Below are 14,449 nucleotides of genomic sequence, written 5' to 3' on the forward strand. Positions count from 1 at the left end.
CACTCTCTTGCATGAAACAGGTGCAAATCGGGATACAAGGGCTTGGTCTGTAGGCAGACAGCCCCCATAAACAGGGATAATTGGGTTAGTAAACTGACTGGTAGTTAATCGTATGTGTGATTTCATGACTGAAGACCAACTGGCCTTTTACAAGGGGCAGATCGAGCGACAGATCGTCGAGCTCGAAGAGCGCCTGAACTCCCAGGCCAGCCAGGCCATCGCCACCGACACCAACGAGATGGCTGATGAAATTGACCGTGCCAGTATCGAGGAAGCCCGCCGTCTGGAGCTGAACCGCATCGAGCACGACAAGCTGCACCTGCGCAAGCTGCGGGGCGCATTGAAGCGCATCAGCGAAGGGGATTTTGGTTACTGCGAATCTTGCGGTGACGAGATCTCCCTCAAGCGGCTGCATGCCCGTCCGGAATCCCGTTTCTGCGTCGAATGCCAGAGCACCAAGGAATTTAACGATACCCACGTGTTCCGTCGCGTCGCCTGATTCTTCGAAGAACCGTCACCATTCTGGTGCAACAGACGCCAGCAAGGCAGGGCACCGCGCTCAAACCTTGCACAACGCCTCGCAGCAAGATGGTGACAAGTTCTGTTAGACTCCGGACACCTTCCGGAATCTACAGGAGAACAGAGAGTGAAATGGCTCATCAAGCTGTGCTTGTGCCTGCCACTGCTGGCACAAGCACAGGTTCTGACGGTCAAGGTCCCCAGCCGCCCCGTCAACAATCTTGACCAGGAGTACCAGTACAAGCTGCTGGAACTGGCCCTGACCCGCTCCGGGCAACCCTTTCGCATCCAGCCTGTCGAACTCGACCTCAACCAGTTCACCCTCCAGCAGCAGCTGAGCAAGGGCAAGACCATCAACGTCTTCTGGATGGGCACCTCCAGCGCACTCGAATCTTCCCTGATTGCCGTCCCCATTCCGCTGTTTCGCGGGCTGGAAGGATTGCGGCTGTCCTTCATCCACGCGGATGCCCAAGAGAAGTTCAACCAGATCAATACCCTGGCCGACCTCAAACAGCTGAAGGCGGCGCAAGGGGTCGGTTGGGCCGATAACAAAATTCTGGAAAATGCAGGCATCCCGACCTTCTCCGGCCGATACAGCAGCCTGTTTCGCCTTATCAACGACGGCGACAAGATCGACTTCTTCCCGCGCGCCCTGGTGGAAATCTTCGCCGAGCGCAGCGAACTGGTGGCGCAGTATCCCAACCTCGCCATCGAGCAGCATCTGCTGATCCGCTACCCCTTCGCCCAGTTCTTCTTCGTCAGCCCCGAATACCCCAAGCTGGCCAAGGCGATTCAGGCCGGGCTGGAGCGGGCCTATGCCGATGGCAGCTTTATGAAGTTCTTCAATGACAACCCCAAGATCCGCGAAGCGCTCGCCAGCGCCAACCTCGATCAGCGGGTCACCATCGCCCTGCCCAATCCGGACATGACCCCGTTGCTAAAATCCATTCCGGCCCAATATTGGGAGTATCCACCGCAGGGATAAACATCGCGAGCGCCTGACCACGAAGGTCAGGCAGCGAGAACACAGTGCGCCAGGGAGGTGTCATGAAGGGAATCCAGGAGTGGTTTGAGGAGTACGGCCAGAGTCATCGCCATCCGGTCAACGTCGCCATCCACAAGCTGGCGGTACCGGGCATCTATCTCTGCTCGCTGGCACTGCTCTGGTGTCTGCCACGCGGGCCCTTGCCAGAGCCCCTCAACTGGGCGGCAATGGCAGCTATTCCGGTGCTGCTGTTCTACCTGCAGCTGTCGTTTTCGCTGTTCGCGGGGATGGCCGGGCTGACCGCGCTCGGGCTGGCCTTCTGCCACCAATGGCAGGGGCCGCTGTTGTGGCCCGCCGTGGCAGCGTTCGTGCTGCTCTGGATAGCCCAGTTTGTCGGCCACAAGATCGAGGGCAAGCGCCCCTCCTTCCTCGCCAACCTGCAATTTCTGCTGATAGGCCCCGCCTGGGTGCTTGCCAGCCTCTATCGTCGCCTGGGCATTCCCTATTGAGGAGTGCCGGGCCAACAGGAGAGACCATGACACATAACCACACACGACATAACGCCCTTCGTCGCGCCCTGCCCCTACTGCTGGGGGCCCTGTTTGCCGGCCCGGCACTGGCCGACAAGGCCGACCCGGTCGGTGAAGTGAGCACCGCCTTCAAGCTCTTCGGCCCCAACCACAAGATCCTGGTGGAGGCGTTCGACGACCCGCGCATCGACGGCGTCGCCTGCTATCTGGCGCGCCCCAAGACCGGTGGCGTCAAAGGTGGGCTGGGACTGGCGGAAGATCCCTCCCACGCCTCCCTGTCGTGCCACCAGATCGGCCCCATCACCCTGCCCGAAAAACTGAAGGCGGGGGAAGAGGTGTTCGATGTCAGCACCTCGCTGGTGTTCAAGGAGCAGAAAGTGGTGCGTTTTTACGACAAGAAACGCAATGCACTGGTTTACCTGACCTACAGCACCAAACTGGTGGATGGTTCGTACAAGAGTGCAGTCAGCGCCGTTCCCATTATGCCGTGGGGACAATAACCAGCCGGTTTGTCAGGTGATAGCTGACCCATTTTGTTGTAATTTGACGACACACACGCTGCGGAGCACATACCATGAAAGTCGCCGTATTCAGTACCAAGAGCTATGACAAAGAGCATTTCAACCAGGCCAACAGCCAGTACGGCTTCGACCTGGAGTTTTTCGATGTGCGGCTGGAGGCCAAAACGGCCCGACTGGCTCACGGCTTCCCGGTGGTGTGTCTGTTCGTCAATGACGATGCCGACCGCGAGGTATTGACCGAACTGGCTGCCAACGGCACCCAGGTGATCGCCCTGCGCTGCGCCGGTTACAACAACGTGGATCTGGCCGCTGCCAAAGAGCTGGGGCTGAAAGTGGTGCGGGTGCCTGCCTACTCCCCCGAGGCCACCGCAGAACACGCCGTCGGCATGATGATGTGCCTCAACCGCCGCATCCATAAGGCTTATCAGCGCACCCGCGACGCCAACTTCTCGCTGGAGGGGCTGGTCGGCTTCAACATGCATGGCAAGACCGTTGGCGTCATCGGCACCGGCAAGATCGGTCTGGCCGCTCTGCGCATCCTCAAGGGCTTCGGGGTTCGCCTGCTGGTCAACGATCCTTACCAGAATCCGGCAGCCATCGAGCTGGGAGCCGAGTACGTGGATCTCGATACCCTGTTCCGCCAATCTGACATCATCAGCCTGCACTGCCCGCTGTTCAAAGAGAACTACCACCTGTTGAACAAGGAGGCATTCGCCAAGATGAAGGACGGGGTGATGATCATCAACACCAGCCGTGGCGGCCTGCTCGACTCCAACGCCGCCATCGAGGCGCTCAAGACCTCCCGCATCGGTGCGCTGGGGCTGGATGTCTACGAAGAGGAAGAGGATCTCTTCTTCTCCGACAAGTCCAACGAGGTGATCACCGATGACGTGTTCCGCCGTCTGTCCGCCTGCCACAACGTGCTGTTCACCGGCCATCAGGCATTCCTGACCCGCGAGGCACTGCACGCCATCGCCGATACCACCCTCGGCAATATCCGCGCCATCGAGAGCCAGGGCCGTTGCGACAACGAAGTGGAATAAGGGCTCGCCCTCTCTTCGTCACGCGCCGGGTTGTGAGACCCGGCGCCTTCGGGTAGGCTAGCCCCCCTTTTTTATTCAGGAGTCTGGCGCCCATGTTTATCGGATTTGATTACGGCACCTCCAACTGTGCCGTGGCCGTGATGGAACAAGGTAGCCCCAGGCTGCTGAATCTTGGCGCATCCCGCTATCTCCCCTCCACCCTGCATGCCCCCCACCGGGATGCTATCGCCGGTCTGCTGGCCGAAGGGCTGGCCCCCGCCCAGCAGGCAGAGTACCTCAAGCTGCGTGGCCCCGTGGTCACCCGCGCCCAGATGGTTCGCCGCCAGATGCGCGAAGAGGGACTGATCGACGAGCTGAGCTTTGGCGGTGCCGCGCTGGAACGCTATCTGGAAGAGCCGGACGACGGCTACTACATCAAATCGCCGAAATCCTTCCTCGGCGCCTATGGCCTCAAGGCTCCCCAGATCGCCCTGTTTGAAGATATCGTCTGCGCCATGATGCTCCACGTCCGTCAGCAGGCGGAGCAGCAGCTCGGCGCCCCGATCCGCCAGGCGGTGATCGGCCGTCCGGTCAACTTCCAGGGCCTGGCGGGGGAGGAGAGCAACCAGCAAGCTATCGCCATCCTGACCGAGGCGGCCCGTCTGGCCGGTTTCGAGCAGGTGGAGTTCCTCTATGAACCGGTGGCCGCCGGGTTTGAATTCGAGGCGCGCCTAACCGAAGACGCCGTGGTGCTGGTGGTGGATATCGGCGGCGGTACCACCGACTGCTCCATGCTGCGGATGGGCCCGAGCTACCGCGATCAGCTGGATCGCAGCGGCGATCTGCTTGGCCACAGCGGCCAGCGGATCGGCGGCAACGACTTCGATATCCGCCTGACGGTGGAGGGGATGATGCCGCTGCTCGGCATGCACGAGACCCTCAAGACCGGCAAGCCGCTGCCCCATCCGCTGTTCTGGGATGCGGCCGCCATCAACGACGTCAGCGCCCAGAGCCGCTTCTACAGTCTCGACACCGCCCGCCAGCTGCAGGATCTGCAGCTCGACAGCCAACCCGGCAGCAAGCTGGGGCGTCTGGCCAGCCTGCGGGCACACAAGCTGAGCCACCAGCTGGTATGGCGTGCCGAGCAGGGCAAGATCGCCCTCTCGGAGCAGGAACTCAATCGCCAGTCGCTGGCCGAGCTGGAAAAAGGGCTTGAAGCGGAACTGACCCGCGAACAGCTGGCCAACGCCTCGGCCCTGCTGCTGGAGAAGATTGGCGAGCTGATGGACGAAGCGATTGCCGCCGCCGGTGTGCAGCCGGATCGCATCTTCGTCACCGGCGGTAGCGCCCGCTCACCGCTGATCGCCAGCTTTATCCGCCAGAAGCTCCCGTCCATCCCGCTTGAAGGGGGCGATGACTTCGGCTCGGTGGCTGCCGGTCTCGCCCGTTATGCCGAGCGGCTGTTCGCCAACTGATCCCTGAGATAGCGTAAATTGATGGCAACATCACCCGTGTGTTGCCATTAAGCGACAGTCGTGCGGGACAAGGGACGACAGAAGCGGTCGGTCGTCCCCTCTCCCGCCCTGCTCCCGACTGCCTAAAAAGGGTATTCTTGACGCTCCCCCAACCGGAGCCCCCTCATGCCCAGATTGCCCTTTTTGCTGATCCCCCTGTTACTGCTCGCTGGCTGCAGCTCGACCGCCTTTGTTCAGCAAGATCTGCAACACCACCACTGGGTTCTGAGCAAACTGGATGGCCAACCGATCGAGGCCCCCCGCGACAATCCCCCCGATTTCGAGATCAGCGAGCACTTCACCGTCAACGGTATCGCCGGTTGTAACCGCTACTTCGGTCAGGGCCATCTGGAAGATGACAAGCTGTGGGTCACCAGTCTGGGCAGCACAGAAATGGCCTGCATGCCGCCGCTGGACACCATAGAACAGGCCGTGCTGACCACTCTAACCGAGGGGGCGACCTTGAGCGGTACCAGTCAGAACCTGATCCTGCAGGGCAAACAGCACCGTTTGGAATACACCTTGCGCGACTGGGTGCTCTAGCGCCCGCAATCCCCATCACAAAGCCGCATCACAAACAGGAACATGTTGTCCGGCTGTGGCACAATATGAGGCAGAGTTCGCAACGGAGGCTGCCTCAGCCATGTCGATGGATCGCCTGTTTGACAAGATCAAACAACTCCCCACTATTCCCAAGCTGCTGCACGAGTTGATGCAGAGCTTCAACGACGAGAATGCCCGCATCGACGAGATTGCGGCCAAGATCGCCATGGATCAGGTGATCAGCGTCAAGGTGCTGCGGATGGCCAACTCGGCCGCCCTGCGCCGGGGCAACGAAGTTACCTCCATCGAACAGGCGGTGATCCGGCTCGGCTTCAACCGGCTGCGCTCCGTGGTGGTCGCCTCCGGCATCATCGGCACTTTCAAGGCCCCGCCCAGCTTCGACAAGAACAAGTTCTGGACCGAGACCTTCCAGGTCGCCACCATCGCCAAAACCCTGGCACAGGAGACCAAGGCACTGGATCCCGAGACCGCCTTTACCTGCGCCCTGATCCACAACATCGGCGAACTGCTTATCCAGAGCACCTTGCCGGAGGAGGCCGAGCTCATCAACATGGCGATCCAGAACGGCAGCAGCCGGGTCGAGGCCCAGCGGGAGATGCTGGGCTACGACTATGCCCAGCTTGGTGCCGAGCTGGCGCGGCGCTGGAACCTCTCCGAGGCCTTCGTTGATGCCATCTCCCAGCAGCTTGACCCGCTCTCCCACGATCCGGTCAGCAAGGAGGCGGTGCTGATCCGCCTCGCCGTGTTTATCTCCTTCGCCTGGAACGCGGGCGTGCCTGCCCAGGCCATCATCGCCCGCTTCCCAAAACCGCTCGCCGATCAGCTGGGACTGGATCCCAAGTCGCTGGCAGGCCAGCTCGAAACACTGCATGAACAGGGTAATGCCCTCGCCGATCTTCTGACTCAATAAGCATCATGACCCATCCGTTTCTGTTTCATCCCCAGGTGGCGCCCTGGTTCAAAGAGAGCGCCGACGCACTGCAATTGACCCTCTTTAGCGAGCTGGATGCACCGATCCGCGAGGTGTGGCTGCGCCACGAGCCGGATAACGAGGAGTACCTGATCCCGATGACGGCAGTCTCCACCCGCGATCGGCTGCAGGTGTGGCAGGCGACTCTGCCGCTCATCAAGGGACAGGATATCCACCTCTACAGCTTCAAGTGCCTCACCGACGAGGAGCAGTGGTGGCTGCACGGTGCGGGCGTCAGCGCGTCCATGCCGCCACGGGAACAGCATTTTCGCTTCAACAGCCTGCACCAGCCACCGGCCTGGGTGCAGGATCAGGTGTTCTACCAGATCTTCCCCGACCGTTTCTGCAACGGCGATCCGTCGCTGAGCGTCAAGCATCACGAGTACGAATATCGCGGCAAAGCGGTGATCAGCAAGGCGTGGGGCGAGCCGGTCAGTCGCCACGAAGAGGGCCACGGCGCCTGCGAATTTTACGGTGGCGATCTGGCGGGGATCGATGCCAAGCTCCACTACCTGCAATCTCTCGGGGTGACGGCGCTCTACCTCAACCCCATCTTCGATTCGCCGAGCAACCACAAGTACGACACTCAGGACTACTTCAAGGTGGATGCCCACCTCGGCAGCAACGAGCAGTTCGCCGAGCTGACCCGCAACCTGCACCAGCGCGGCATGAAGATCATCCTCGATGCAGTGGTCAACCACACCTCTACCGAGCACCCCTGGTTCTGCCCGCCACTGGGAGCCCAGAGCAACCCGGACTCCCCGTGGCGCAGCTTCTACACCTTTGACAAAGAAGGGGATTATGTCAGCTGGAAGGGCATTCGCAGCCTGCCCAAGCTCGACTTCTCCTGCGAGAAGGTGCAAGACGCCGTCTATCGGGCCGACGACGCCATCCTCCGTTACTGGATGCGCGCCCCCTACCAGATCGATGGCTGGCGCTTTGACGTCATCCACATGCTGGGTGAGCGCGGCACCGCCGAAGGCAACCGCAGCCATGTACGCGCCATTCGCGGGGCAGTGAAGCAGGAGAACCCGGAAGCCTATGTGCTCGGCGAACACTTCTTCGAGGCGAGCCAGTGGCTGCAAGGGGATCAGGAGGATGGCGCCATGAACTACTATGGCTTCGCCCACCCGGTCCGCGCCTTCCTTGCGGGGCAGGATATCGCCTACCACCCCATCAAGATCAGCGCCGAAGAGCTGGATCGCTGGCTCAAGCTGGCGCGGGCCCACATCCCGTTCAAGAACCAGCTGGCACAGTTCAACCTGCTGGACAGCCACGATACCGCCCGCTTCCTCCATCTGCTGGGTGAAGACAAGCAGCGAATGCAGCTGGCCGCCACCCTGCTGCTCACCTATATCGGTGTACCCTCCATCTACTACGGCGATGAAGTGGGGCTCTCCGGCGGCAACGATCCGGACTGCCGCCGCTGCTTCCCGTGGGATACCACAGACTGGGATCACGTGCTGCACGACCACTATCGTCGGCTGATCCAGATCCGCCGCCAGCGCCCCTCCCTGCGCCGTGGCGATATCCAGACACTCTACGCCGGGCCCCACAGCTATGTGTTCGCCCGTACCCTGCAGAGCGATCAGGTGGTGGTGGCCTGCAACCGCCACCCGAGCGAGCCGCGCACCATCAGCCTGCCCCTGTGGCAGACCGCCAGCCCCGCCAGCCGTTTCACCGATGCCTTCAACGGTGAGAAGTTTGAAGTGGTGCAGGGCGAGGTGCAGCTCACCATCCCTGCCAACTCGGCCCGGGTGCTGATCTCCAGCTGAGTGGGCAACTGACATGCTGAAAAACAAAACCGGAGCCCAAGGTTCCGGTTTTTTATTCCGTTCAATCCACCATGACGTTTGGCTCTTTGCCTGCCGCCATCAGTAGTTGATGCTGACGTAGGGCACTTCCGGCACCTGCCAGCGCTGCTTGAGGTAGACGGTGAGCACGAAGAAGAAGTTGGCCAGCAAATTGGCGAAGCGATAGAGAATGGGATCGAAGGCCACCCCGCTCTCTTCCAGCCGGACCAACAGCCGCACCACCTTCTTGCTGCCGCAGCGGCACAGGTGGAGGGTGGGAATGGGCTGCGGCCCCTGTGGCAGCACAAAACCGGTAACGCTGCCGCGACTCGCCTCGTTGTAGTGGTCGTAACGGGCCTTGAGCCACTCAAGGTCTGCATCGAAGATCCCCAGCTTGCCGCGTACCGAGCCGTTTAGGTTGTAGATAAGTCGCTGCAACGCCGCGAGATCCACCAGCATGGGCTCGGTATCGGCATCCGGCGCAAGGTGTGACAGCACGGCCCCGACCTGACAGCAGAGCTCGTCGGTGGCGATTTCAAAATCACATTTGAGCGAGGTTTCGAAGATAAAGGGGTAGCAGAGCTCGCGCTTGTCTCTTGGCTTCTTGGGGTTCATGGGGCAACCGGATTGGAGAAAAGGCCAGTTTGCCAGCCCCGGGAAGGGCTGGCAAACGGCAGGTTATGGCTTGGGTTGCGTGCTGGCGGCTCAGACGCCCTTGCCGGCAGGCTCGGTGGACGGCTGGAACTGGTTGATCATCCGCAGCGCCTCCAGCATCCGCTGGTTGAAGCTGGTGAAGCGATCGACCTGTGCCGGTTCCCCTTCCCCTCTCGCGGCCAGCACGGCCGGGGTCAACGCCTGTTGTTGGGCTGGGGGCAGTAGGCTATCCGCCTGTTTCTGCACCTGATCCAACTTCGGCAGATAGTCGGCAAACGGCTTGATAAGATCCTGCAGGGAGTGCGCCCCCTGATAGGTCTGGCTCAGCTTGACGCTCTGCTTGAGCTTGAGGGAGTAGGAGGCCAACTGGCTGTCATCCAGTTTCAGCTCGCCCGCCTTGTCCAGCAGATCCTCGAAGTTGCCGGAGAAGAAGCTCCCCGCCAGCTCGTCGATCCCTTTGACCAGCTTGCCGATGGACTCCATCTCGTCGCTGCTGAGATCTCCCTCCAGCGAGAAGCTGAAGCTCTGGCTCGACTTGAGGCTGAACTGGCTGCCGCTCTCGCTGCTCTGGGACTTGGTCTGCCAGCTGTCGTTAAAGCGCAGCACCACCTTGTCACCATCCTTGGTCTGGATCTCCAGATACCCCTGCTGGCGACTGGCCATCTCGGCCTGTCCCATGTCGGTCGGAGAGACCTTGCCGAAGAACTCCTTCTCGAACTCCTCGAGCCCTTTCTGGATCAGCTTGTAGCTCTGATCGATACCGGTTTTGATATCGTCGTTGTCAGTCGCCCACTTGCCGAGCTGCTTCTTCGCCTCCTCAAAGCCCTTGTCGACCCCCTTGCGGGCCTGCTCCATCATCCCGGTCAGGTCGTCGTCAGATTTGCCATCGGCCCGTGCGGCACCAAGCCGCCCGGTCACGAACTGCAGCACGTTGTCCGCCACCGACTGGAAGTCGAACAGGGTCTCCGGGGTGATCTCCTCGGGCTCTTTCACCTTCGGAGCCTGATAGCCCTGGCCGTTGATCTCCAGCGAGAACTGCAACGCCTGCTGGATCAGCACCTGCGCCCACTTGGGCGGCTTGTGCAAGGAGACCTCCTCCTCGCTCTTGACCTGTTTCTGCTCCGCCTGTTGGGGCGATTTGGGAGAAACACCCACTCCCTTGGGTTGGGCTGCGCCCACGCCTTCGATCTGCATAATGTGTCCTCCCACCATGCCTGTAGATCAGCTATCGGCCTGACTGAACACTTCTTGACCACAAAATGCTGGACAATCTGCGGCTGGCTTTTAAAATCGGGCCCCTTTGGGTGGCCTGTTGCCTTCCCCCGATTTCGACCCGGCCCGGCCGGTGTGCATGTGAGGTATTTATGACCCAGTCCCAACAGCCTTCCGCGAACGCTCCGGCGCCTAGAACCGCGGCCGACTATCAGGCCCAACTCGACGAAAAGCGCGCTCGCCTCACCGAGCTGTTTGCCGGCTTCACCCTCCCGGCGCTGGAAGTGCACAGCTCGCCGGCGGAGTACTACCGGATGCGCGCCGAATTTCGCATCTGGCACGAAGGGGATGACCTCTTCCACTGCATGTATGCCCCGGCGACCAAAGAGATCATCAAGATAGACCACTTCCCCACCGCCAGCCGCCTCATCAACCAGTTGATGCCGCTGCTGCTGGAGGGGCTGCGCCCACACCCGGTGCTGCGCCGCAAGCTGTTCCAGATTGACTACCTCTCCACCCAGTCCGGCCAGATCATTGTCAGCCTGCTCTATCACCGCAAGCTGGAAGCAGAGTGGCAACAAGCCGCCGAAGCGCTGCAGGCCGACCTGCGCGCCAAGGGGTTCGAGCTACAGCTGATTGGCCGCGCCCACAAGCAGAAGATCTGTCTGGGGGATGACTTCGTCATCGAACAGCTCAACGTGGCGGGTCGCCAGCTCATCTACAAGCAGGTGGAGAACAGCTTTACCCAGCCCAACGCCGCCATCAACGAGCAGATGCTGGCCTGGGCGCTGGATGTGACCAAGGGGAGCGAAGGGGACCTGCTGGAGCTCTATTGCGGCAACGGCAACTTCTCCATCGCGCTGGCGCAGAACTTCCGCAAGGTGCTGGCCACCGAAATCGCCAAGCCGAGCGTCGACTCCGCCCAGTTCAACATCGCCGCCAACGGCGTCGACAACCTGATCATCCTGCGCATGTCGGCCGAGGAGTTCACCATGGCGATGCGTGGCGAGCGGGAGTTCAACCGCCTCAAGGGGGTCGATCTCAAGAGCTACCAGTGCAACACCATCTTCGTCGACCCGCCCCGCGCCGGTCTCGACGATGCCACCGTCAAGCTGGTGCAGGAGTACGACAACATCCTCTACATCTCCTGCAACCCCGAGACCCTGCAGGCCAACATGGCCGTGCTGGGCGAAACCCACGAGATCGCCCGTTTCGCCCTGTTCGACCAGTTCCCCTGGACCCATCACATGGAAGCCGGGGTCTATCTGCGCCGCAAGGCCGGTTGATTCAGGCAGACAGGAAAACAACAACAGGGCCGGATGGCCCTGTTTTGTTATTGACTGAACATCGGCCTCACTCCAGCCGGAAGTGACCCACGATCTCCCGCAGCCGGTCGTAGGTCTGCTGCATCGCCGCAGAGCTGGCGACCGTCGCTTCGCCATTGTGGGTCAGCTGGCGGATCACTTCGGCGATGGCGCTCATGTTGCGATTGATCTCTTCGGCCACCGCGCTCTGCTGTTCCGCCGCCGTGGCGATATGGCTGATGAGATCGTTGATCTCCACCACTTCTCCCGCCATTAGATCCAGCGACTCGTTGACCCTGGTGGTGTTCTCGGCCGCCCCCTGACAGCTCTGCTTGGTGTTGCCCATGGCATCCACCACCGTTTGAGTGCCCCGCTGCAGACTGGCCAGCATGGTCTGGATCTCGGCTGTGCTCTGCTGGGTGCGGGCCGCGAGGGAGCGCACTTCGTCTGCCACCACCGCAAAACCGCGCCCCTGTTCCCCGGCGCGGGCCGCCTCGATGGCGGCGTTGAGGGCCAGCAGGTTGGTCTGTTCGGCAATGCTGCCGATCACCCCGAGCACAGAGCCAATCTGCTGCACATCCTGCTGCATCGCCTCGATGGAGCGGGCAGTGGCTTCCACTTCATCCACCAGCGCCATCACGCTGGCCATCGCCTGATCCACCACCTGACGGGACTGGCTCGCCAGCTGCTGACTCTGGCCGGTGAGTCGGGCGGTGCTGGCCGCACTCTCGGAGACGGAGACCGCGGTGCTGCTCATCTCGTTGATGGCGGTCACCACCTGCTCGGTCTCGCGTACATGGTCCGCCAGCAGGGACTGGGCGGCGCCGGTCTGGCTGGCCAGCTCCTCGATGCCGCTGTTGAGCTGGCCGCTCGCCTGTCGCACCTCCCCCATCATCTCCTGCAACCGTTCGATAAAACGGTTGATCCCGGCCGAGATCTGACCGAGGTCATCCTTGCTGGTCACCGCCAGCCGGCGGGTGAGATCGCCGCTGCCGCGAGAGAGCTCCAGCACCAGATCCCGCAACGAGAGAATGGGGCGATAGGCCACGTTGAGCGCCAGTATGGCCAGCACCATCACCACGATCGCCACGCCGCACAGCGCCATGATGATCTGGCCGTTGAGGCCCCTAGTCATGGCCCGGATGTAGTCAAGGTCGATGTAGCCGGTCAGCGTCCAGCTGCTGCCACGAATATCCAGCTGGTTGGGACGCGCTTCGCTCTCCCCCTGCGGCTTGCTGTCATAGAGGTTGTTGCCCTGACTGTCGGCCAGCGTAAAGTAGCGGCCATCGCCACTCATCTTCTCCAGCAGGCTTTTGAACTCGCTCATGTCGAGGTAGTAGAGATAGGCGGAATCGGCACCGCGCGGCACCAGAATGGAGATGACCGGCTTGCCATCCACCTGTTGCAGCGGGCTGACGGTGATCTGGTTGTTGGCGGCGGGGATCAGCTTGCGCAGGGCATCGACTTTGGCGCTGTCGTTGATGACCCCGCTCACGTCGAAGGCCATATCGCCGATCACCTTGACGATGTTGTGAAAGCCGGTCTCTTGCAGAGTTTTCTTGACGTTGGTCACCCCGAAGTTGAGGTTGGCGGCCAACAGGATTTTCTGATTGATGTCGCTGGCCAGCTTCTCTTTGACCAGGGTGATCTGCTCGGTGATGTTGTGGGTGGCCTGAGTGCGAATGTAGCCACTGATGAAGTGATTCACGCTGAGCCCGGCGGTGCCGATGGTGACCAGAATGGCCAGTAGCAGCAAGAGGTAAATCTTGACCTTGAATGGCATGGGTTCCCTCCAGAAGAGAGGGCTGACAACGCCAACCCTCTCTGCCAATCGTTATTTCTTCTTGGCGTACTTCATGGAGTCCAGGGCCACCGCCAGAATGATGATGCCGCCCTTGATGATGAACTGCCAGTAAGGGCTGACGCCGATATAGGTCAAGCCATAGTTGATCAGGGTGAAGATAAGTACGCCGGTGATCACACCCGCGACCGTTCCCACCCCGCCGGCAAACGACACGCCGCCCACCACGCACGCCGCGATGGCATCCAGCTCGTACATGAAGCCGAGGTTGTTGGTGGCGCTACCGATCCGGCCCGCTTCCAGCATGCCGCCGAAGGCGTAGAAGACCCCTGCCAACGCGTAGATCATTACCAGATTGACCGCCACATTGACGCCGGAGACCTTGGCCGCTTCCGGGTTGCCGCCGATGGCAAAGATATTCTTGCCAAAGCGGGTCTTGTTCCACAGCACCCAGACGAACACGCTGGCGATGGCCGCATAGAAGGTGAGATAGGAGAGCTTGAATCCTCCTATCCGGATAAACCCTTGGGCGAAGCTGGAGAAGCGAGGGTCAAACCCGGCCACCGGCGAGGCCCCGACCGAGTCAAAGTAGAGGGAGTTGATACCGTAAACGATGATCATGGTGCCCAGAGTGGTAATGAACGGGGTGACGTTCAGGTAGGCCACGATGAGGCCGTTAACCAGCCCGATCAGCGCCCCCACCACACACACCAGCAGGATCACCGCAGGAATGGGCACCTCCCCCAGCGTCGGGAACACCTTGTTGACGTTGGTCAGCGCCTGCAACATGGTTGCTGCTATGAGTGCCGCCAGACCAACCTGACGACCGGCCGAGAGATCCGTCCCCTGAGTGATGATGATGCCCGCCACCCCCAGCGCTATGATGACCCGCACCGAGGACTGGGTCAGGATGTTGCTGAAGTTGGTGAGGCTCAGGAAGGAGGGCTCCTGGATCACGATGACCATGAGCAGCACCAGCAGCACCAAATAGATGGCGTTTTCCTTGAGCGCCTGCATCAGATTGAAATTTTTAGCCGACTCCATAAATGTCTTCCTGTCT

14 protein-coding genes are annotated in these 14,449 nt (G+C 61.1%); 10 read left to right on the plus strand and 4 right to left on the minus strand.

Annotated elements, in window-relative coordinates; translation table 11 throughout:
* Nucleotides 1-112 precede the first annotated feature (112 nt).
* The 9 genes from AACT07_RS10675 to malZ all read left to right on the plus strand — a co-directional run bounded on the left by AACT07_RS10675 (nucleotide 113) and on the right by malZ (nucleotide 8,400).
* Nucleotides 113-499, plus strand: coding sequence for a TraR/DksA family transcriptional regulator (locus tag AACT07_RS10675; RefSeq protein ID WP_005356952.1), 387 nt, complete (start codon nucleotides 113-115; stop codon nucleotides 497-499).
* 147 nt (nucleotides 500-646) lie between these two features.
* Complete coding sequence (locus AACT07_RS10680) at nucleotides 647-1,504, plus strand: hypothetical protein (protein ID WP_069527648.1); 858 nt, start codon at nucleotides 647-649, stop codon at nucleotides 1,502-1,504.
* 62 nt (nucleotides 1,505-1,566) lie between these two features.
* Nucleotides 1,567-2,013, plus strand: coding sequence for an Mpo1 family 2-hydroxy fatty acid dioxygenase (locus AACT07_RS10685; RefSeq protein WP_069527649.1), 447 nt, complete (start codon nucleotides 1,567-1,569; stop codon nucleotides 2,011-2,013).
* A gap of 26 nt (nucleotides 2,014-2,039) precedes the next feature.
* Nucleotides 2,040-2,534, plus strand: coding sequence for a CreA family protein (locus AACT07_RS10690; protein WP_005355485.1), 495 nt, complete (start codon nucleotides 2,040-2,042; stop codon nucleotides 2,532-2,534).
* Between the two features lie 74 nt (nucleotides 2,535-2,608).
* A complete protein-coding gene (locus tag AACT07_RS10695; RefSeq protein ID WP_005340720.1) occupies nucleotides 2,609-3,598 on the plus strand; it encodes a 2-hydroxyacid dehydrogenase in 990 nt (329 codons plus the stop codon).
* 92 nt (nucleotides 3,599-3,690) lie between these two features.
* The gene (gene yegD, locus AACT07_RS10700; RefSeq protein WP_064339148.1) at nucleotides 3,691-5,052 is read left to right on the plus strand and encodes a molecular chaperone; all 1,362 of its coding nucleotides are present in this window, start codon (nucleotides 3,691-3,693) and stop codon (nucleotides 5,050-5,052) included.
* Between the two features lie 165 nt (nucleotides 5,053-5,217).
* The gene (locus AACT07_RS10705; RefSeq protein WP_069527651.1) at nucleotides 5,218-5,634 is read left to right on the plus strand and encodes an META domain-containing protein; all 417 of its coding nucleotides are present in this window, start codon (nucleotides 5,218-5,220) and stop codon (nucleotides 5,632-5,634) included.
* Between the two features lie 100 nt (nucleotides 5,635-5,734).
* Nucleotides 5,735-6,565: an HDOD domain-containing protein gene (locus AACT07_RS10710; protein WP_069527653.1), complete on the plus strand. Its 831-nt coding sequence runs from the start codon at nucleotides 5,735-5,737 to the stop codon at nucleotides 6,563-6,565.
* A gap of 5 nt (nucleotides 6,566-6,570) precedes the next feature.
* Nucleotides 6,571-8,400, plus strand: coding sequence for a maltodextrin glucosidase (malZ, locus tag AACT07_RS10715; protein WP_069527655.1), 1,830 nt, complete (start codon nucleotides 6,571-6,573; stop codon nucleotides 8,398-8,400).
* Between the two features lie 99 nt (nucleotides 8,401-8,499).
* Here the strand turns inward: malZ and AACT07_RS10720 are convergent, their stop codons facing one another.
* Both AACT07_RS10720 and AACT07_RS10725 read right to left on the minus strand, forming a co-directional pair.
* Nucleotides 8,500-9,033, minus strand: a complete 534-nt coding sequence (locus tag AACT07_RS10720; protein WP_042059505.1) for an ATP--cob(I)alamin adenosyltransferase — start codon at nucleotides 9,031-9,033, stop codon at nucleotides 8,500-8,502.
* 90 nt (nucleotides 9,034-9,123) lie between these two features.
* Nucleotides 9,124-10,266 carry a DUF5610 domain-containing protein gene (locus tag AACT07_RS10725; RefSeq protein WP_069527656.1) on the minus strand — a complete coding sequence of 381 codons (1,143 nt, stop codon included), beginning with the start codon at nucleotides 10,264-10,266 and terminating at the stop codon, nucleotides 9,124-9,126.
* A gap of 170 nt (nucleotides 10,267-10,436) precedes the next feature.
* Between AACT07_RS10725 and trmA the strand changes: the two genes are divergently transcribed.
* A complete protein-coding gene (trmA, locus tag AACT07_RS10730) occupies nucleotides 10,437-11,570 on the plus strand; it encodes a tRNA (uridine(54)-C5)-methyltransferase TrmA (RefSeq protein WP_005356965.1) in 1,134 nt (377 codons plus the stop codon).
* Between the two features lie 67 nt (nucleotides 11,571-11,637).
* On the opposite strand, the gene AACT07_RS10735 is transcribed toward trmA, so the two are convergent.
* Together AACT07_RS10735 and mglC are read right to left on the minus strand one after the other, a co-directional pair.
* The gene (locus AACT07_RS10735; protein WP_069527658.1) at nucleotides 11,638-13,371 is read right to left on the minus strand and encodes a methyl-accepting chemotaxis protein; all 1,734 of its coding nucleotides are present in this window, start codon (nucleotides 13,369-13,371) and stop codon (nucleotides 11,638-11,640) included.
* Nucleotides 13,372-13,422: 51 nt separating this feature from the next.
* Nucleotides 13,423-14,433 carry a galactose/methyl galactoside ABC transporter permease MglC gene (gene mglC, locus AACT07_RS10740; RefSeq protein WP_005342585.1) on the minus strand — a complete coding sequence of 337 codons (1,011 nt, stop codon included), beginning with the start codon at nucleotides 14,431-14,433 and terminating at the stop codon, nucleotides 13,423-13,425.
* Nucleotides 14,434-14,449: the final 16 nt, after the last annotated feature.

Origin of the sequence: Aeromonas sp. ANP5 (assembly GCF_963870295.1) — a bacterium.
In the GTDB taxonomy this organism is placed as follows: domain Bacteria; phylum Pseudomonadota; class Gammaproteobacteria; order Enterobacterales; family Aeromonadaceae; genus Aeromonas; species Aeromonas veronii.